Consider the following 19223-nt stretch of genomic DNA (forward strand, 5'->3'; position numbering starts at 1 on the left):
ACGGGTCAGCCATTTGCGCTTTTTTCTCTGTGACAATCGTTGTTGCCGCTGTGACAGGTCCCGCAATTAAGCGCCCAGAAAGGCGGTGAAATGTGCCGCAGGTAATAGTTCTTTCATATACTCCACGCTGCGCTCTTGCCACTCACGGCATAAATGCAACAATGCAGAAACATTATTATTACAAGGTGCAGACAATGGCGACGGTAGAAAGCGGGCAGGACTATCAGCGTTGGTTAGCGAAGATTAATCAGGTATGCGGCCATTTTGCCGCCCGTCCGCTGGGCGACGAATTCCATGGCGAGATTGATGCAAGCTATACCGGTAGTCTCAAAGTCAGTACCGTCACCGCACGCGGCGTCAATCTTTACCGCACCCGTAACGAAATCAAACGCGACAACGACGCCTGGTTCTATACCGTTTTTCAGCTCGAAGGCCAGGCGGCTATCGAGCAGGACGAGCGCCAGGTGGCGCTCGAAGCCGGCGATATCACGCTCATTGATGCCTCGCGCCCCTGTTCTATCTTCTGGCAACACACGTCAAAACAGGCTTCGCTGCTGCTGCCCCGCCAGCTCGTGGAAAGCCAGCTGCACGGCGGCGACATCAGTATCGCCACCCGGCTGAATAAAACGCTGCCGATGGTCCAGCTCAGCCAGCGGTTGCTGCAAGAAAGTTTACGCAGCCCGGCGCTCTCAGAAAGCGAAGGCGAAGCGGCACTGGAGGCTATCATCTGCCTGTTACGCCCAATGCTGCTGCAACAGGACGCACCGCCGACGCGCCGCGACAAGCAATTTCAAAAGATCATGGCGTTGATAGATGAGTCGATACAGTCGGAACAGCTGCGTCCGGAGTGGCTGGCCGGGGAAACCGGCATGTCGGTACGCAGCCTGTACCGCCTGTTTGCCGATAAGGGTCTGGTGGTCGCGCAGTATATTAAAAACCGGCGTCTTGACCTGTGCGCCCGGGCGTTACAAAACGCGCACGATGAAGAGAAACTGGCGGGAATTGGCTACAGTTGGGGCTTTAGCGACCATAGCCATTTTTCAACGGCGTTTAAGCAGCGCTTCGGTGTGTCGCCTGGCGAATACCGCAAGCGCTATCGTTAACTATTTGCGCAACCATTTACCGTTAATCCCCTGCACATATTCTCCCGGCTGCGCGCGGGCGACCAGTTTCTGTCCGGCCATTTTCGCCACCTCATCCACCGGCAGATTATTGTCGTCCGCCAGTTGCTGGTAGCTTTCGCTGCGCGCGGCATTAATCTGTTTAACTAACGCCAACGTCTGCGCATCCTGTTTCAGCGGCGCCAGATAGCCGTTCAGCGTCTCCCCCACTCGACCCTGCGCCCGCGCCTCATTCAAGGTCAGCGCCAGCGCCGGGCTACTCAACAGCATTAACGCCAGGGTGGCAGTCAGCAGTCGTTTTCTCATTATCGCCTCAGAACAGATCGCTACGTGACTTCAGCAAATTTTCGACATCCTTATCCACCTTAATATGAATCTCATGCTCAATTTTGACATTCATATTGATGGTGATCGGCTCCTTGGACGCGGCGATTTCAATACGCGGCGTACAGCCTGCCATCAGCAGGGTCGCCAGCGCCGCGGCGAACAGTTTTATCATTTTGGTTCCTTACATGTATCCGTACAGCGCGGGGCGGGCAGTTTCGCATTCTGCTCAAGCCATGCCTGCAAATTGTCGCCGAAGCGCAAGCTGCGCCACAGATCGAAAATATTCTCTTCATGGGTATAGTTTAAATGCACGGTGCTGCTTTTTCCGTCCACCCGGCTGGTGCCGCTAATCGCCGCGCTCATCGTCAGCTTGCCGAGATTATCAAGGTTGATGCGCGTCCATGATTTCGAGACTTCCATGTAGCGTAGCCAGTTAATTGCCGCGCCGGCGGAGACGTTATCGGCCACCAACGCATCGGCGGTGTCTTTATCCAGCCGCAGGGTCATCGGGCCGGGGTTGCTAAACCAGCCGTCTTTAATGATCCATTTATCGTTGTTCAGCCATAACGGTAACGCGCCGTTAAACGCGCCAGAGACCGCAAATTGTTTTACTTTGATGGCGCTTATCAACTCACTGCTGGAGATATTCTGCAGACGCAGCAGCGCCGGTTGATGCTGCGGCATCCTTAGCTGCTGCATGGACAGCTTGCCGCCAAGGATATCAACATTAACGTTGCTCAATTCCAGCGGATCCTGCTCGCTCCAGGGCCATGTTCCCTGGAGATCGGCACTCAGGTTTTTGGCGGTGAACTGGTTGACGATTTCGCCAATACGCAGTGAAACCGGACGGCGGGTACCGAGCTGCCAGCTCCCGCCGCTGAAACGGAATGGCAGAACAAAGTCGACGCCGTTGATCTGGTTGTCCGGCATCCAGGCGCTACCGCCTTTTAAGACGCCATGGCCCCCGGCCTCAAAGCCCTGCCCGGCTGCCGCGGAGAACGCCACCTGCGCATACATATCACCTTCACGCAGGGTCATTTTCCAGTCCGGCGGAATCAGCGGCTGGAATACGCTTAGCGCCTGTTTCGGCCACCATGCCTGGCCACGCAAGCGTTCGCCGTCCCAACGGCCGGTCAGACGAATCGGGCCGATTTTCTCCGCGTGCAATGAGCCGTTAAACAGGAACCAGGTCGGATCGCGGCCATCAATATTGAATTTGAGCGTTGACGGCGGCAGAACGCTGCCGCCGCTGAAGGTGGTTTTACCGGCATCCAGCGACAACGTGCCGCTGAATTTTGGATGCTGTTCATTGCGCAGCCAGTGAATGGGTTTATCGAGGGTCAGGCGCGGCGTGCTGACCAGCATGGTGCCGTACTGTAGCTTATCGAACCCGGTCGACAGGCTGTTAAGAATAATGGCGCTATCCCGCCACTCACCGGCGCCTTTCACATCCCAGCGCGCCTGCATCGGCGAAAAGTGACCATCGCCCCAATAACGCCACGACCAGCGACCGCGGTCGGGCATAAAATTGTCGGCCTGCCCATCCAGATGCAGGGTAAAATCGCCCATTTCCTGTTCATGGGCGCGCAGTATCGCCTGCAGGCGGCCATCCACCCCCTGCTGCGTCACTTTCACCCCCGCCAACGGCAGACGGATCTCATCGATGTTCAGCGAGTCAATCACCCGCCCGCGTGAACGCAGCAGCGCGCCGGGATGGAAAGCCAGCTCTGGCGTCATCAGCGGGCCGCTGAGTTTTGCGGGCAGCACGGCATAAAAAATCATATCGTCGAGCTTGGCTTCGCCGGTCAGGCTGAGCGGCATGTCGCTGTGGTCCATGCTTAGCTTACCTGGGCCAATATTCAGCACGGCGTTGCCTTTACCCGCTTCGCCGTGCGTTAACACGTTGAGCCGGCCGCTGATTTCCATCTCCTCGGTGCCTTTCTGCCAGTCACCAAACGAAAGCGCCACCCGCCCACTAAGCGGATAGCCGGCATACACCGTGTTCCAGCGCCCATCGCTGATGGTGATACGTTCAGGGGTGATCTCCCACGGCAGGTCGAGCATCGGCTCGACCTCACCGCGCGGCGTGACCAGCAGCTGGCCGCGGTTTTTCTGCCATTCCAGTTCCGCATCCACCAGACCCGGCGTTTGTGGGAACTCGAAGGTGCTGACCAGATGGCCATCGACCGGTAGACCATCCGGCACCAGCGGCATTTCGAATTCACCGACCAGCTTAACCGGCGCCTGATCTTCCACCAGCCGCGCGCTGAAATTGCTGACCGTTAAGGTCTGGCCGCGCAGTTTCGCCTGTAGCGTGACCTCTTTGCCTGAATAACCGATATCCTGCTGCCCAGGCGTCAACGACATCACCAGTTTTCCCTGCCATTTTTCCCACGGCGACAGGCGCAGATTGTCGATAGTTAACCAACTATAAGGCAGCATTGATTGCCACTCGGCGAGGGTTCGCGGCGCGCCGGAGAGCGGTTCGCTGGCGGGGATCTTAGCCAGGCAGGCGCTATTGATATCCAGTTCACTCAGGTGTAGCCGCCAGCGGCTGGGACGGGTAAGACGCGCGTTGCTGACGCGAGCAATTTCACAATCGCCCACCAGGTAGCGTAAATCGGGGATAACCAACGAGGAGCGCGTCAGGCGCGGACTTTCGCCAAGCGAGATCCGCGTGCCGACCGGCAGCCAGATACCCGCCAGCGTCGGAACCCAATGCGTTAATGTGGCCAGCAGGGCCAACGGCAGCAAAATTAGAGCTAATAACAGCGCAAGAGCGGCTTTATATTTACCCTTCATGGGCAGTCAAATCCTGATTCTAAGTAAAAGCCGATAGGCGCCTATTGTGGCACGTTCGACCCGCGAGTGAAAGTTAACGTCCTGATTAAGGATAGTCGCACTCATTTCTGCTGAATAACTATTTAGACTTCGTTTAAATTGTGCCTGCGACACTTGGAAAAACAGGTAATAAGGAGCCGTTATTCCGTGGAGCTCATTATCTCGCTGATCGAACGCGCCCAGAGCCATTATTCATTGGTATTACTGATTGTTTTTCTGCTGACCTTCAGTAAATCCTGCGCCCTCATCTCTTTTGTGATCCCCGGTACCTCGGGTTTGCTGGTGCTCGGAGCCCTTGCCTCAACCAGCATCGGTCATTTCCTGTTAATGTGGCTAAGCGCCAGCCTGGGCGCAATCGGCGGATTCTGGCTCTCATGGCAAATTGGCCGGCGCTATCAGCATCATCTGCAACGCCTACGCTGGCTCAGCGCCGAACGCGTGCTGCGTAGCCAGCTATTCCTGCGCCGTCACGGCGGTTGGGCGGTGTTCTTCGGCCGTTTTCTGTCGCCGCTGCGCGCAACGTTACCGCTGGTCACCGGCGCCAGCGGTACACCGCTATGGCGTTTCCAGGTTGCCAATGTGGCATCAGGGTTACTCTGGCCATTTATCCTGCTGGCGCCGGGGGCATTCAGCCTCAGTTTTTGGTGAAACGTATTGTCTTTTAAAGAGATTTCTTAAGACTGCGATATGCTCTAGAATTAATATCATAACCTGATGATTAAACTAATTTTTAATATCTGTAAGATTATTTTAATTATGCTACCGTGACGGTATTATCACTAGAGGAAAGCCTTATGAAAATCGCTGTTTATAGTACCAAGCAGTACGATAAAAAGTATCTGCAGCATGTTAACGACGCATACGGCTTTGAACTGGAATTTTTCGACTTCCTGCTGACCGAAAAGACCGCGAAAACGGCCAACGGCTGTGAAGCGGTATGTATCTTCGTTAACGACGACGGCAGCCGCCCGGTGCTGGAAGAGCTAAAAGCCCACGGCGTGAAATACATCGCACTACGCTGCGCCGGCTTTAACAACGTCGATCTTGATGCGGCTAAAGAGCTGGGCCTGCGCGTCGTGCGCGTCCCGGCCTACTCGCCGGAAGCCGTTGCTGAACACGCCATCGGTATGATGATGTCGTTGAACCGTCGCATTCACCGCGCCTATCAGCGTACCCGCGATGCCAACTTCTCGCTGGAAGGGCTGACCGGCTTCACGATGTACGGCAAAACCGCAGGGGTGATCGGCACCGGTAAAATCGGCGTCGCGACGCTGCGGATCCTCAAAGGTTTCGGTATGCGCCTGCTGGCGTTTGATCCCTACCCGAGCGCGGCGGCGCTGGATCTCGGCGTTGAATATGTCGACCTGCCGACGCTGTACGCGCAGTCCGACGTCATCTCCCTGCACTGCCCGCTTACCAACGAAAACTATCACCTGCTCAACCAGGCGGCATTCGATCAGATGAAAGACGGCGTGATGGTCATTAATACCAGCCGCGGCGCGCTAATAGATTCACAAGCGGCTATCGACGCGCTGAAGCATCAGAAAATCGGCGCACTGGGAATGGACGTGTATGAAAATGAACGCGATCTGTTCTTTGAAGATAAATCGAATGATGTCATCCAGGATGACGTGTTCCGCCGGCTCTCCGCCTGCCACAACGTCCTGTTTACCGGGCACCAGGCATTCCTGACGGCTGAGGCGCTGATCGGTATTTCCGAGACAACGCTTGGCAATCTGCAGCAGGTAGCTAAGGGCGAAACCTGCCCGAACGCGCTGGTCTAAGCTTCTTTCCCCTTTTGTGCTCCCCGCTAACGGGGGGCACATTCAGACAATCCCCACAGATCCTGCCTGCATTACAGTTACACTGTTTTTCGTTTTATTGATATGACAAATGTTTTGGAGTACGAATGAATAAGTTTGCTGCACTGCTGGCGGCGGGCATGCTGCTATCGGGCTGCGTATACAACAGCAAAGTTTCTACCAACGCCGAACAACTACAACATCACCGTTTTGTGCTGACCAGCGTTAACGGCCAGGCGCTACCGGCAAGCCAGACGCCGCCGCCGGAAATTAGCTTCGGCGAAAAAATGTATGTGTCAGGCACGATGTGCAACGGCTTCAGCGGCGAGGGCAAGCTGTCAGACGGCGAGCTAAAAGTTGAACAGCTGGCGATGACGCGTAAGCTGTGCGCGGATCCACAACGGAACGCGCTGGATAATACCCTCAGCAAAATGCTGCGCGATGGCGCGCAGGTCGATCTGACGGAGAATCAGCTCACGCTGGCGACCGCCGACCAATCGCTGGTATATAAACTCGCCGATTTAATGTAACCACACGCCTTGCGTATTAGTAGTTTCCGCAGCTTCCGCCCGCTAAGGCCTGCTCACTGCAGCGTTTACCGTTCGGTAGCGCGCACATGCCAATAGCGGTGCCATCAAGCTGGCGGGCAACCGATAATGAACCGCCAACCATCGCGCAATTCGCCTGGCCGCTGTCGCTCATCGCCGCGCGCATGCCGGGCGGAACGTGTGCCGCGGTGGCTTGTTGCACCGGCTCGTTACTACAAGCCGACAGTAATAACGCCGCACATCCCACTAAAAACGCAGCTCGCATCCTCTCCCCCTTCAGAAACATCTTAGAATAAACAAACTCAAGAATAATAGGCAGCGCAGCGCCTGCCGTCGAGAGGCGAAATACGTATTTATGCGCCTCATTAACATTTTCTAGCAAATTTTCCGCTTAAAGCTTGATCTCGTCAGGCAAAGCGCCGCAGCAGCGCGGCTTTCATTCCAGCGCTAAATATTTTCCCGACGAAAAAATCACGCTTGCAGCGATCGGGTTTCATAGTTTGCGAATGGTGATTGCGGTGCCGGGTGCCTCCCGGTGAATTAGCCAGTTCGAACTAATTCGCGTGCTAATTTTCGCCAACAGGAGACTGAACTGAACGCTCCGCCGCAGAGGGGAATTCACCGCAGCAAATAAATAGCACGCGATTACAGGTTGGCTAAAAGCTATTAAATTTAAAAATAGATTTTGCTTTGTTTAAGCAGTGCAGCGTAGGTATCCGTCAACACCTTCTTCGACCCTTTACCAGCCACATTTTTGTTTTTCCGCCAAAAAATTGATCCAAACATAGATAAGGACATTCCCAAGGACACAAATGCGAAAATGGCCGCGGCGGGCGTTTGCTAAAATGAAAGCATAATTACAGGACTCGTCGCCGTTTCACGGGTCCCTTCTTTTTGCGCAATGTAAGGGTGTCTTCTTATGATTACGATTGACGGTAATGGCGCGGTCGCTTCAGTCGCGTTTCGCACGAGTGAAGTTATCGCCATCTACCCGATTACGCCCAGTTCAACGATGGCGGAGCAGGCTGACGCCTGGTCTGGCGATGGGCTGAAAAACGTCTGGGGCGATGTCCCCCGCGTGGTCGAGATGCAGTCGGAAGCCGGGGCTATCGGCGCCGTGCACGGCGCGCTGCAGACCGGCGCCCTTTCCACTTCCTTTACGTCATCGCAGGGCCTGCTGCTGATGATCCCGACGCTGTATAAATTGGCCGGCCAGTTGATGCCATTTGTCCTGCACGTCGCCGCCCGCACCGTGGCTACCCACGCCCTGTCAATTTTCGGCGATCATTCCGACGTGATGGCCGTGCGCCAGACCGGCTGCGCGATGCTGTGCGCCAGCAGCGTCCAGGAAGCGCAAGACTTCGCGCTGATCTCCCATATCGCCACGCTGCAAAGCCGGGTGCCGTTTATCCATTTCTTTGATGGTTTCCGCACCTCGCACGAAATCAACAAAATCGCGCCGCTGGCGGATGACACCATTCGTTCCCTGCTGCCGCAGGATAAAATCGCCGAGCATCGCCAACGCGCCCTTAACCCGGAGCATCCGGTCATTCGCGGCACCTCCGCCAACCCGGACACTTATTTCCAGTCCCGTGAAGCGACCAACCCGTGGTACGACGCCGTATACGAGCACGTTGAGACGGCGATGAATGATTTCGCCGCCGCAACCGGTCGCCAGTACAAACCGTTCGAATTTTACGGTCACCCGCAGGCGGAACGGGTTATTGTCATCATGGGGTCCGCTATCGGCACCTGTGAAGAGGTCGTTGATGAACTGCTGAGCCGTGGGGAAAAGGTCGGCGTGCTGAAAGTTCGCCTCTATCGCCCGTTCTCCGCCACGCATCTGCTGCAGGCATTACCGGAGAGCGCCCGCGCGGTTGCCGTACTGGATCGCACCAAAGAACCCGGCGCGCTTGCCGAACCGTTGTATCTCGACGTGATGACCGCGCTGGCGGAAGCCTTCAACCGCGGCGAGCGCGAAACGCTACCGCGTACTATCGGCGGCCGTTATGGTCTCTCGTCCAAAGAGTTTGGCCCGGAATGCGTGCTGGCTATCTTTAATGAGTTACAGGCCGCACAGCCAAAACCCCGCTTTACCGTTGGCATTTATGATGATGTGACTAACCTTTCGCTGCCGCTGGCGGAAAATACGCTACCGGCGGAAGCGAAGCTGGAAGCGCTGTTTTACGGCCTCGGTAGCGACGGTAGCGTCTCGGCGACCAAGAACAATATCAAGATTATTGGCAACTCCACGCCGTGGTTCTCACAGGGCTATTTTGTCTATGATTCGAAGAAGGCCGGCGGCCTGACCGTCTCGCACCTACGCGTCAGCGAAAAACCGATCCGCTCGTCGTATCTGATCTCGCAGGCCGATTTCGTCGGCTGCCACCAACTGCAGTTTATCGATAAATATCAGATGGTAGAGCGGTTGAAGCCCGGCGGCATTTTCCTGCTCAATACCCCCTATAGCGCTGATGAGGTATGGTCCCGTCTGCCCCAGGAAGTACAGGCCGCGCTGAATCAAAAGCAGGCGCGCTTTTATGTCGTTAACGCGGCGAAAATCGCCCGTGAGTGCAGCCTTGGCGCGCGCATCAACACCGTTATGCAGATGGCCTTTTTCCATTTAACCCAAATCCTGCCGGGCGACAGCGCGCTGGCCGAACTACAGGGTGCGATTGCCAAAAGCTACAGCAGCAAAGGCCAGGAGCTGGTGGAACGCAACTGGCAGGCGCTGGCGCTGGCCCGCGAATCGCTGGCGGAAGTGCCGCTGCAGCCGGTTAACGCCAGCAGCCCCAACCGTCCGCCAGTGGTCTCCGATGCCGCGCCGGACTTTGTCAAAACCGTCACCGCGGCGATGCTTGCCGGCCTTGGCGATGCGCTGCCGGTCTCCGCGCTGCCGCCAGATGGTACCTGGCCCATGGGCACCACCCGTTGGGAGAAACGCAACATTGCCGAAGAGATCCCGATCTGGAAGGAAGAGCTGTGTACCCAGTGCAACCACTGCGTCGCCGCCTGTCCGCATTCGGCGATCCGCGCCAAAGTGGTCGCTCCACAAGAGATGGAAAACGCACCAGCCAGCCTGCACTCGCTGGATGTGAAATCCCGCGATATGCGCGGGCAGAAATACGTTCTGCAGGTCGCGCCGGAAGATTGCACCGGCTGCAACCTTTGCGTCGAAGTGTGCCCGGCGAAAGATCGCCAGAATCCGGACATCAAGGCCATCAATATGATGTCGCGCCTTGAGCACGTTGAAGAAGAGAAAGTCAATTACGACTACTTCCTCAACCTGCCGGAAATCGATCGCACCAAACTTGAGCGCATTGATATTCGCACCTCGCAGTTAATTAGCCCGCTGTTTGAATACTCTGGCGCCTGCTCGGGCTGCGGCGAAACGCCGTATATCAAACTGTTGACCCAGCTGTATGGCGATCGGATGTTGATTGCCAACGCCACCGGTTGTTCGTCCATTTACGGCGGCAACCTCCCCTCAACGCCTTATACCACTGACGCTAACGGACGTGGTCCGGCGTGGGCCAACTCGTTGTTTGAAGATAACGCCGAATTCGGCCTTGGCTTCCGCTTAACCGTCGACCAACACCGCCAGCGTGTGATGCGGTTGTTGAGCGAATTTGCCGATAAACTTCCAGCCGAATTGAACGCCGCGCTGCATACGGAAGCGTCGCCGGAAGCGCGCCGCCAACAGGTCGCCGAGCTGCGTCAGGCGCTGACGGGGGTCGAAGGGGCCGAAGAGCTACTCACCGATGCGGATGCGTTAGTCGAGAAATCAGTCTGGCTTATCGGCGGTGATGGCTGGGCCTATGATATTGGCTTTGGCGGTCTTGACCATGTGCTGAGCCTGACCGAAAACGTCAATATCCTGGTGCTCGATACGCAATGTTACTCCAATACCGGTGGTCAGGCATCAAAGGCGACGCCGCTCGGCGCAGTCACCAAGTTTGGCGAACATGGCAAACGTAAGGCGCGCAAAGATCTCGGCGTAAGCATGATGATGTACGGTCATGTCTATGTGGCGCAGATTTCGCTCGGCGCACAACTTAACCAGACGGTGAAGGCGATTCAGGAGGCGGAAGCCTATCCGGGTCCATCGTTGATTATCGCCTATAGCCCATGCGAGGAGCACGGCTATGACCTGGCGTTGAGCCACGACCAGATGCGCCAGTTGACGGCAACCGGCTTCTGGCCGCTGTACCGCTTCGACCCGCGTCGCGCCGATGAAGGCAAGCTGCCGCTGGCGCTGGACTCGCGCCCGCCGTCGGATGCGCTGGCGGAAACGCTGCTCAACGAGCAACGCTTCCGTCGTCTGAACGCCCAGCAGCCGGAAGTCGCCGAGCAGTTGTGGAAGGACGCGGCCGCCGACCTGCAAAAACGCTATGACTTCCTGGCCCAACTGGCAGGTAAAGCGGAGAAACCGACCACCGAAAGTTAACCCGGCAGACGGATATCTGGCGCAATAAAAAAAGCCCGAATAGTAAAACTATTCGGGCTTGTCATTTTCCGACGAATTAATCATTCGATATGAATGCGACGGCAACAATATAAATTTTAAATGACAATAAAGGCATATAACCCAGGCAGAATACGATATTCAAACGATGATGTATAATTTTTATTTTATATGCATCCTCACAATATATTCATGCGGAAAATTATCATTACTGTATATTTATTTGCTTTAGAATTTACTTATATTGTAACAATTGATACTTATCATATCAGAATGCGCTCCTTTAGCATGGCCGTACTTCCACCCAGGAAGTTAAAACAAAAATAGTTAAAGGAATATCCAAATGAAAAGAAAAGCACTGGCATTGGTTATCCCGGCATTATTGGCTGCCGGCGCTGCTCACGCGGCAGAAATTTATAATAAAGATGGCAACAAATTAGATCTCTACGGCAAGGTAGACGGTTTACATTATTTCTCCAGCGACTCCAGTAAAGACGGCGACCAGACCTACCTGCGCTTCGGCTTTAAAGGTGAAACGCAAATTAACGATACGCTGACCGGCTACGGTCAGTGGGAATACAACGTTCAGGCTAACAATACTGAAAGCTCAAGCGATCAGGCATGGACCCGTCTGGCGTTCGCCGGGATCAAAGCAGGCGACTACGGTTCATTCGACTATGGCCGTAACTACGGCGTCCTGTACGACGTCGAAGCCTGGACCGATATGCTGCCGGAGTTCGGCGGCGACTCTTACACCTACGCTGACAACTTTATGACCGGCCGCGCCAACGGCGTCGCAACCTATCGTAACAGCGATTTCTTCGGCCTGGTTAACGGCCTGAACTTCGCCTTGCAGTATCAGGGTAAAAATGAAGATCAGTCCAGCCACGAATATAACCCTTCCGCCAGCCAGGAAGGTACCGCCAATGGCGACGGCCGCGATGTTAAAAACGCCAACGGCGATGGCTTCGGTATCTCCTCTACCTATGATTTAGGTATGGGCGTCAGCGTAGGCGCGGCCTACAGCTCTTCTGACCGTACCAACGAGCAGACCCATCAGTCTACCGCGGGCGGTGATAAAGCCGATGCCTGGACCGCAGGTGTTAAATACGATGCGAACAACATCTACCTGGCGACCATGTATTCTGAAACCCGTAACATGACGCCGTACGGCAATCAGAATGGCACCATCGCCAACAAAACCCAGAACTTTGAAGTTACTGCACAGTATCAGTTCGATTTCGGTCTGCGTCCGGCAATTTCCTACCTGCAGTCCAAAGGTAAAGATCTGGTCTACGGCGGCCAGTACTCCGATAAAGATCTGGTTAAATATATGGATGTCGGCGCGACCTATTACTTCAACCGTAATATGTCCACCTACGTTGATTACAAAATCAACCTGCTCGACGGCAATGACGACTTCTATAAAGACAACGGTATTTCTACCGACAATATCGTAGCGCTGGGTCTGGTATATCAGTTCTAATGCTTGCGCCCGCCGCTCGCGGCGGGCATTTCACTTCAACCGCCAATAAAATGCCGGTTCCCGTAGCAATTTGTGATTCACGCTGTAGTAGAACCTCAATCCTGATGGCATACTGTTTTGGTGGTTATTAAAACAGGAGGTTTTATGAGTAGAATGATTCTGGTACCCATCGATATTTCTGATAAAGAATTTACGCAACGTGTGATCCGCCACGTTGAATCCGAAGCTCGCGTCGATGACGCGCAGGTGCATTTCCTGACCGTTATCCCTTCGCTACCCTACTACGCCTCCCTGGGCATGGCCTATACCGCTGAACTGCCGGCTATGGATGAACTACGCGCTGAATCGGAAGCGCAACTGCGCGAATTAGCCAAAGGCTTCGCCATTCCGGAAGACAGAATGCATTTCCACGTTGCCGAGGGCTCGCCAAAAGATAAGATTCTGGCGCTGGCTAAATCGCTGCCCGCCGACCTGGTCATTATCGCCTCGCATCGCCCGGACATTACTACCTATCTGCTCGGCTCTAACGCCGCGGCGGTGGTGCGCCATGCCGAGTGCTCGGTGCTGGTCGTCAGGTAATCCCAAGCCCGCCGCCCGGCGGGCTTTACGCACTCGACCTTCTCAAGGGACATATTCAGTATGTCGGAGGTGCATGGTTTTTTTGCAGGAATACCTACAACCCCACCAGCAAACGCTCCCTCACAATAAGAGATCTACTTTTCAACCTGTAATCTGAACAAGATTTTACTGCACTTGCGCACTGTGCATGAGTGCAGTAAAATGACCACATAAAGGATCAGGGAGGTTTAAATGGAATGCAGAATCACATAGGTAGCTTTCGTGATGTATGGTTGGAAGAGTTTTTTTTGCACTCGGCACCACATGAAAAAATTCCTCCAGACATACATACCACGCTAGCTCGCAAACTCGATATCATCAATGCCGCCGTTACCTATCTGGATTTACGCTCGCCACCTGGTAATAGATATGAAGAGCTAAACGGCAAATTGGAAGGTTATTCGTCAATTAGAATTAACCAGCAGTACCGCTTAATATTTAAGTGGGTGGATGGAAAAGCGGAAGACCTTTACCTGGATCCGCACAAGTACTAAATAAGGGTGCCTGTTGCAGCTGGCGCCTTTTGAAACTCAAAAACCTCAAGGAATACTATGAAACAGGCAACCAGAAAACCAACTACCGTAGGTGACATCCTGCAGTTTGAATACCTGGAGCCGCTAGATTTAAAAATCAACGAACTTGCGGAAATGATACATGTGCATCGTAATAGTGTAAGTGCATTAGTTAACAACAACCGCAAACTAACTACTGACATGGCATTTCGCCTGTCTAAAGCCTTCAATACCACCGTTGATTTCTGGCTTAACCTTCAGGCTGCTGTAGATTTGTGGGAGGTGGAGAATGACACCCGCGCGCAGGAAGAGTTTAGCCGCATTGTTCCTGCCTCGAAATTTATCGCCAGCAAAGCTGATAAGAAAGTCGCCTGATTCCCCGCGAGCCCGCTTAACTGCGGGCTTTTCAAATGGCGAGCAAAAACCGTACTACTCACACAGCCGCAGAGGAAGCCGTTGGGAGGCAGCAGTAAAACGCGCTGGCATTCGGCGCAAGAATCCGTACCATACGCGGCATACTTTCGCTTGCTGGCTGCTGTCGGCTGGCGTAAACCCGTCTTTTATAGCCATTCAGATGGGGCATGAAAACGCACAGATGGTGTACGAAGTTTACAGTACATGGATTGAAGAGATGAACGGCGACCAGCTTTCAATGCTGAATTCCCGGCTTGGGCTTTAAATCATTTTGCCCCCTATATGCCCCTTTAGTTTCAGAGAACGTTAATAATGCAAGATAATCAGCAAGTTACAAAGAAAGAAAAATACAATATCGACAAACTGCAGAAACGACTGCGTCGCAATGTCGGTGAGGCGATCGCCGACTTCAACATGATTGAAGATGGCGACCGTATTATGGTCTGTCTTTCCGGCGGTAAAGACAGCTATACCATGCTGGAAATTCTGCGCAGCCTGCAAAAAAGCGCGCCTATTTCTTTCTCGCTGGTGGCCGTTAACCTCGATCAGAAACAGCCGGGCTTCCCGGAGCACATTCTGCCGGCGTATCTGGAACAGCTGGGCGTTGAGTATAAGATTGTCGAAGAGAACACTTACGGCATCGTTAAAGAGAAAATCCCGGAAGGCAAAACCACTTGCTCACTGTGTTCTCGTCTGCGTCGCGGCATTCTCTACCGTACGGCGACCGAACTGGGCGCGACCAAAATCGCGCTCGGCCATCACCGCGACGATATCCTGCAGACGCTATTCCTCAATATGTTCTACGGCGGCAAAATGAAAGGTATGCCGCCGAAGCTGATGAGCGATGACGGCAAACATATCGTTATCCGCCCGCTCGCCTACTGCCGCGAAAAAGATATCGAACGCTTCTCGCAGGCCAAAGGCTTCCCGATTATTCCTTGTAACCTGTGCGGCTCCCAGCCTAACCTGCAGCGTCAGGTGATCGCCGATATGCTGCGCGATTGGGATAAACGCTATCCTGGCCGTATCGAAACCATGTTTAGCGCAATGCAGAACGTGGTGCCGTCGCACCTGAGCGACGTCAATCTGTTTGATTTTAAATCCATCACACACGGTTCTGCGGTGGTTGACGGCGGCGATCTGGCCTTTGACCGCGAAGAGATCCCGCTGCAGCCTGCGGGCTGGCAACCGGAAGAAGAAGACGCTCAGTTAGATGAACTGCGTCTGAATGTGGTTGAAGTAAAATAACAGGCAACACGTCTCCGGCAAGCGCCGGAGACCGTCACTTGCCGCCCTTACTTCAGCAAACGTACGCGGCAGGACTTGCCTTTGATCTTGCCGTTTTGCAGCTGCTTATACGCCTTCTGCGCCACGCCCTGACGGATAGCGACATAAACATGCGCGGGATGAACATTGATCTTACCGATATCCGCGCCATCAAACCCCATATCGCCAGTTAACGCCCCCAGCACATCGCCCGGACGCATTTTCGCCTTTTTGCCGCCATCAATACACAGGGTCGCCATTTCCGCCTGCAGCGGCGCAATATGATTACCCGCCGGCGCGTTAACCCAGTTGAGTTTGATCTGCAGCATTTCGGCAAGAATGTTAGCGCGCTGCGCCTCTTCCGGCGCGCAGAAACTAATCGCCAGGCCGCTTTCGCCTGCGCGCGCGGTACGCCCGATACGGTGAACGTGAACTTCAGGATCCCACGCCAGTTCAAAGTTAACCACCAGCTCCAGCGATTTGATATCCAGGCCGCGCGCCGCCACGTCGGTGGCGACCAGCACGCGCGCGCTACCGTTGGCAAAACGCACCAGCGTCTGATCGCGATCGCGCTGCTCCAGGTCGCCATGCAGCGACAGCGCGCTCTGGCCGGCAGCATTCAATGCATCGCATACCGCCTGACAATCGCGTTTAGTGTTACAAAATACCACGCAGGAAGCGGGCTGATGCTGGCTGAGCAATTTTTGCAGCAGCTTGATTTTACCGGTTTGCGAAACGTCGAAGAACTGCTGTTCAATAGACGGCAGCGCATCAACGCTATCGATTTCAATCGTCTGCGGATCCCGCTGCACCCGGCCGCTGATTGCGGCGATAGCTTCCGGCCAGGTCGCGGAGAACAGTAAGGTCTGGCGCGAAGCTGGCGCATAACGAATCACTTCATCGATAGCATCGCTGAAGCCCATATCGAGCATGCGATCGGCTTCATCCATAACCAGCGTCTGCAGCGCATCCAGCGATACGGTCCCCTTTTGCAGGTGGTCAAGCAGGCGGCCAGGCGTGGCGACAATAATATGCGGCGCATGCTGTAAAGAATCGCGCTGGGCGCCGAAAGGCTGGCCGCCGCAGAGCGTTAATACTTTAATATTTGGCAAAAAACGCGCCAGGCGACGCAGTTCGCCAGCGACTTGATCCGCCAGTTCGCGGGTCGGGCACAGCACCAGTGATTGGGTCTGGAACAGACCGGCATCAACGTGCTGTAGCAATCCCAGACCAAAGGCCGCCGTTTTACCGCTGCCGGTTTTCGCCTGTACGCGCACATCCTTTCCGCCCAGGATCGCAGGCAATGCGGCAGCCTGCACTGGCGTCATTGCGTGATATCCCAGTTCGTTAAGGTTGTTCAGTTGAGCTTCGGGCAAAAGGTTCAGTGTTGAAAAAGCGGTCACAATGTTTTCTCGCATTAAAGGGCGGACAATCTGCAGGCGCGTATCCTCGCAGATCTCCGCTCTTGATGCGACAATTTAATCGGGTCATCGTCCGGCGGCGGGTCGGGAAGCGGGTGCGGGCGAGGCCGCGGATCGGGCACCGGCACCGGGTCATTGGGCTCAGGGCCGATGGGTATCGACTGCAATGATAGCGCCATGTTACGCATATTTTATCCCCTCTCTTTACAGGACTATTCTTTAAGCGTAGAAGTTAGCTGGCAGAGGGCAAAAAAAAAGCCGACTCAATGAAGTCGGCGTCGTACGAATCAATTGTGCTATGCAGTAATTCAAAAAAGGAAGTAAGACAATATGGAGCGCAACGCCCATCGCTTGACGTTGCATTCACCTGCGAGAGAGATATTGCCCTGAATGGGTAGATGGTTTATTGATTTCGCTCAAATATTGCCGGAGTTTCAGCGGCAAAATCACCTGAAAAGACAATTTCTTACAACCATTTACTACGATGTAACCACCAGGTAACACCACCGATTAGAACGACTAACATTACGCAAAATATCGAAAAGCCAAGATGCCAGCTGTTGCCAGGTATACCGCCAAGGTTGACGCCAAACAGACCGGTCAGGAAGGTGCTGGGCAAAAAAACCATCGCCATCAATGACATCGTGTAAGTCCGCCGCGACAGCGACTCCTGCATGATCTGCGCGATTTCATCGCTCATGATTGCCGTGCGGGCGATGCAGCTGTCAATCTCGTCAAGACCGCGTCCCAGGCGGTCGGCAATATCCTGCATCCGCCGACGGTGATCGTCACTCATCCACGGCAGACGCTCACTGGCAAGGCGGGCGTAGACATCGCGCTGCGGAGCCATATAGCGGCGCATGACGATAAGCTGCTTTCGTAGTAGCGCCAGAAAACCGCGCGGCGGCACCTGTTGATCAAGCAGGTCATCTTCAAGGTCGATAATCCGGTCGTGCAGCTGTTCAATAAACTCGCTGGCGTGATCGGTCAACGCATCGCAAATTTCCACCAGCCAGCTGCCGCAATCCGTCGGCCCGTTGCCTTCCTGCAGATCCCCCAGTACATCATCCAGCGCCAGCACCTTACGCTGACGAGTGGAAACGATTAGCCGCTCGTCCATATACAGTCGCATCGCCACCAGTTGATCGGGGCGTTCATCGGTGCTGCCGTTGATACAACGCAAGGTAATCAGCGCGCCATCGCCGATGCGCGTCACGCGCGGGCGCGTGCTTTCACCGGCCAGCGCGTCGCGAACATTATTCGGTAACAACGGCGTGGCGGCTAACCAGTCGGCGCTGTCGGTATGGGTATAATTAAGATGTAGCCAGCAGGGACTGCTCTTATCGATAATATCGTCATCAGCCAGCGGCTTTACGCCGCCCTGCCCGTCGAGCACCCATGCAAAGATGGCGTCCGGCACTTTCAGCTCCGAGCCCTTAATCGCGTCCACTGAACCTCCATTAATGCATGCCTGTAAAAAGCGCGAATAATCCATAAGGTACGCTATTCGGCTGAATTTCGCCTCCCGCAATCGTCGCAATCGCCTAACAAATACGCAGCATAGTGCGTTTGGCGACAGTTGATCATATTTGTATTACAATTACATCCGTAATTTTAATGAGGTTTTAGTATGAATATTTATCAAGCCCAGCCCCAGGATGTCGATACCATCCTGCCGCTGTATCTCGCCTATCGACGTTTCTATCAGGTCGAAGAAAATCTCGGCCAGGCGCGGGAGTTCATCCTTAAGCGCCTGCAACTGAATGAGTCGGTCATTTTCTTCGCAGAAGTGGACGGCAAAGCGGTGGGCTTTACCCAGCTCTATCCCCTGTTCTGCTCGCTGGAAATGAAGCGCATCTGGTTGCTTTACGATCTGTACGTTGATGAGTCTGCCCGCCAGCACGGCGTGGCACAGCAGCTGATTGCCCGTGCCGAACAGCTGGCAAAAGAGAGTGATTCCGCATTTATTATGCTCAGCACGGCAACCGATAATACTAAAGCGCAGGCGTTATACGAGCGTAGCGGCTTCGTACGTGATACGGATTTTTACGTCTATAACAAAATGCTCAAGTAAGTTGTTCAGGCCGTCAGAAAGGGAGAACCCGCCATTGGCGGGTTCTTATTAGTTCGTTTCAGTCGTCGGCTAATCCACAGTAGTAACCCTTGCCATCGTCTGGGCGGGCACAGGACGGGATTAGCAGCAAGCGTTCATTTTTTCTCTTCCGCATAGCGGCGGGCGTTATCGTGTAAATTAGTGCACATGGTTATTACTCCATTTTTATAAGCAGACTAAGAGCCTATCCCATTAGGGCTATTTTACTTGCCATTTTGAACCAGGGCAGTGCTCGAAATCCCCACGTACTACGTGTACGCTCCGGTTTCTGCGCGCTGTCCGTGTTCAA

18 protein-coding genes and 1 pseudogene are annotated in these 19223 nt (G+C 54.4%); 12 read left to right on the forward strand and 7 right to left on the reverse strand.

Annotation, left to right across the window (positions count from 1 at the left end):
• Positions 1-194 precede the first annotated feature (194 nt).
• A complete protein-coding gene (gene feaR, locus ABLU78_RS02615; protein ID WP_015366328.1) occupies positions 195-1103 on the forward strand; it encodes a transcriptional regulator FeaR in 909 nt (302 codons plus the stop codon).
• On the opposite strand, the gene ABLU78_RS02620 is transcribed toward feaR, so the two are convergent.
• Genes ABLU78_RS02620 through ABLU78_RS02630 form a run of 3 tightly spaced genes read right to left on the reverse strand, consistent with a single transcriptional unit; the run spans position 1104 to position 4250 of the window.
• A complete protein-coding gene (locus tag ABLU78_RS02620) occupies positions 1104-1427 on the reverse strand; it encodes a YdbL family protein (protein ID WP_015366327.1) in 324 nt (107 codons plus the stop codon).
• Positions 1428-1434: 7 nt separating this feature from the next.
• Positions 1435-1620 (reverse strand): YnbE family lipoprotein, encoded by a 186-nt coding sequence (locus ABLU78_RS02625; protein ID WP_032714641.1) that lies wholly within the window; start codon positions 1618-1620, stop codon positions 1435-1437.
• Entirely contained in the window at positions 1617-4250 is a 2634-nt protein-coding gene (locus ABLU78_RS02630) for a YdbH family protein (RefSeq protein WP_048228810.1), read from the reverse strand. The genes ABLU78_RS02625 and ABLU78_RS02630 overlap by 4 nt, the downstream gene beginning before the upstream one ends.
• A 186-nt stretch (positions 4251-4436) precedes the next feature.
• Between ABLU78_RS02630 and ABLU78_RS02635 the strand changes: the two genes are divergently transcribed.
• The 3 genes from ABLU78_RS02635 to hslJ all read left to right on the forward strand — a co-directional run bounded on the left by ABLU78_RS02635 (position 4437) and on the right by hslJ (position 6621).
• On the forward strand, positions 4437-4937 hold the full coding sequence (locus tag ABLU78_RS02635) for a DedA family protein (RefSeq protein ID WP_032708230.1): 501 nt from the start codon (positions 4437-4439) through the stop codon (positions 4935-4937).
• A gap of 146 nt (positions 4938-5083) precedes the next feature.
• Positions 5084-6073 (forward strand): 2-hydroxyacid dehydrogenase, encoded by a 990-nt coding sequence (locus tag ABLU78_RS02640; protein WP_015366323.1) that lies wholly within the window; start codon positions 5084-5086, stop codon positions 6071-6073.
• Positions 6074-6198: 125 nt separating this feature from the next.
• Positions 6199-6621, forward strand: coding sequence for a heat shock protein HslJ (hslJ, locus tag ABLU78_RS02645; protein ID WP_015366322.1), 423 nt, complete (start codon positions 6199-6201; stop codon positions 6619-6621).
• 16 nt (positions 6622-6637) lie between these two features.
• On the opposite strand, the gene ABLU78_RS02650 is transcribed toward hslJ, so the two are convergent.
• Entirely contained in the window at positions 6638-6904 is a 267-nt protein-coding gene (locus ABLU78_RS02650) for a DUF333 domain-containing protein (RefSeq protein ID WP_015705621.1), read from the reverse strand.
• Positions 6905-7558: 654 nt separating this feature from the next.
• Here ABLU78_RS02650 and nifJ point away from each other — a divergent pair.
• The 7 genes and pseudogenes from nifJ to ttcA all read left to right on the forward strand — a co-directional run bounded on the left by nifJ (position 7559) and on the right by ttcA (position 15382).
• The gene (gene nifJ / locus ABLU78_RS02655; protein ID WP_047042482.1) at positions 7559-11086 is read left to right on the forward strand and encodes a pyruvate:ferredoxin (flavodoxin) oxidoreductase; all 3528 of its coding nucleotides are present in this window, start codon (positions 7559-7561) and stop codon (positions 11084-11086) included.
• 361 nt (positions 11087-11447) lie between these two features.
• Complete coding sequence (gene ompC / locus ABLU78_RS02660; protein ID WP_048228811.1) at positions 11448-12590, forward strand: porin OmpC; 1143 nt, start codon at positions 11448-11450, stop codon at positions 12588-12590.
• Positions 12591-12734: 144 nt separating this feature from the next.
• Positions 12735-13169 (forward strand): universal stress protein UspF, encoded by a 435-nt coding sequence (gene uspF / locus ABLU78_RS02665; RefSeq protein ID WP_015366316.1) that lies wholly within the window; start codon positions 12735-12737, stop codon positions 13167-13169.
• 236 nt (positions 13170-13405) lie between these two features.
• Positions 13406-13702, forward strand: a complete 297-nt coding sequence (locus tag ABLU78_RS02670) for a type II toxin-antitoxin system RelE/ParE family toxin (RefSeq protein ID WP_032711783.1) — start codon at positions 13406-13408, stop codon at positions 13700-13702.
• Positions 13703-13759: 57 nt separating this feature from the next.
• Positions 13760-14095: a HigA family addiction module antitoxin gene (locus ABLU78_RS02675; protein ID WP_032711784.1), complete on the forward strand. Its 336-nt coding sequence runs from the start codon at positions 13760-13762 to the stop codon at positions 14093-14095.
• A 34-nt stretch (positions 14096-14129) separates the two neighbouring features.
• A pseudogene (locus ABLU78_RS02680) lies at positions 14130-14399 on the forward strand (tyrosine-type recombinase/integrase); the annotation flags it as partial.
• 47 nt (positions 14400-14446) lie between these two features.
• Positions 14447-15382 carry a tRNA 2-thiocytidine(32) synthetase TtcA gene (gene ttcA / locus ABLU78_RS02685; protein WP_032711785.1) on the forward strand — a complete coding sequence of 312 codons (936 nt, stop codon included), beginning with the start codon at positions 14447-14449 and terminating at the stop codon, positions 15380-15382.
• Positions 15383-15429: 47 nt separating this feature from the next.
• On the opposite strand, the gene dbpA is transcribed toward ttcA, so the two are convergent.
• The 3 genes from dbpA to zntB form a co-directional block, all read right to left on the reverse strand.
• A complete protein-coding gene (gene dbpA, locus ABLU78_RS02690; protein ID WP_048229293.1) occupies positions 15430-16803 on the reverse strand; it encodes an ATP-dependent RNA helicase DbpA in 1374 nt (457 codons plus the stop codon).
• 14 nt (positions 16804-16817) lie between these two features.
• Positions 16818-17000, reverse strand: a complete 183-nt coding sequence (locus ABLU78_RS02695) for a hypothetical protein (RefSeq protein ID WP_071596126.1) — start codon at positions 16998-17000, stop codon at positions 16818-16820.
• 287 nt (positions 17001-17287) lie between these two features.
• The gene (gene zntB, locus ABLU78_RS02700; RefSeq protein ID WP_015366313.1) at positions 17288-18271 is read right to left on the reverse strand and encodes a zinc transporter ZntB; all 984 of its coding nucleotides are present in this window, start codon (positions 18269-18271) and stop codon (positions 17288-17290) included.
• Positions 18272-18451: 180 nt separating this feature from the next.
• Here zntB and ABLU78_RS02705 point away from each other — a divergent pair, with 180 nt between their 5' ends.
• Positions 18452-18895: a GNAT family N-acetyltransferase gene (locus tag ABLU78_RS02705; RefSeq protein ID WP_015705626.1), complete on the forward strand. Its 444-nt coding sequence runs from the start codon at positions 18452-18454 to the stop codon at positions 18893-18895.
• Positions 18896-19223: the final 328 nt, after the last annotated feature.

The sequence above is a fragment of the Klebsiella sp. JN_Kp122 genome (assembly GCF_040062085.1).
GTDB lineage: Bacteria > Pseudomonadota > Gammaproteobacteria > Enterobacterales > Enterobacteriaceae > Klebsiella > Klebsiella aerogenes.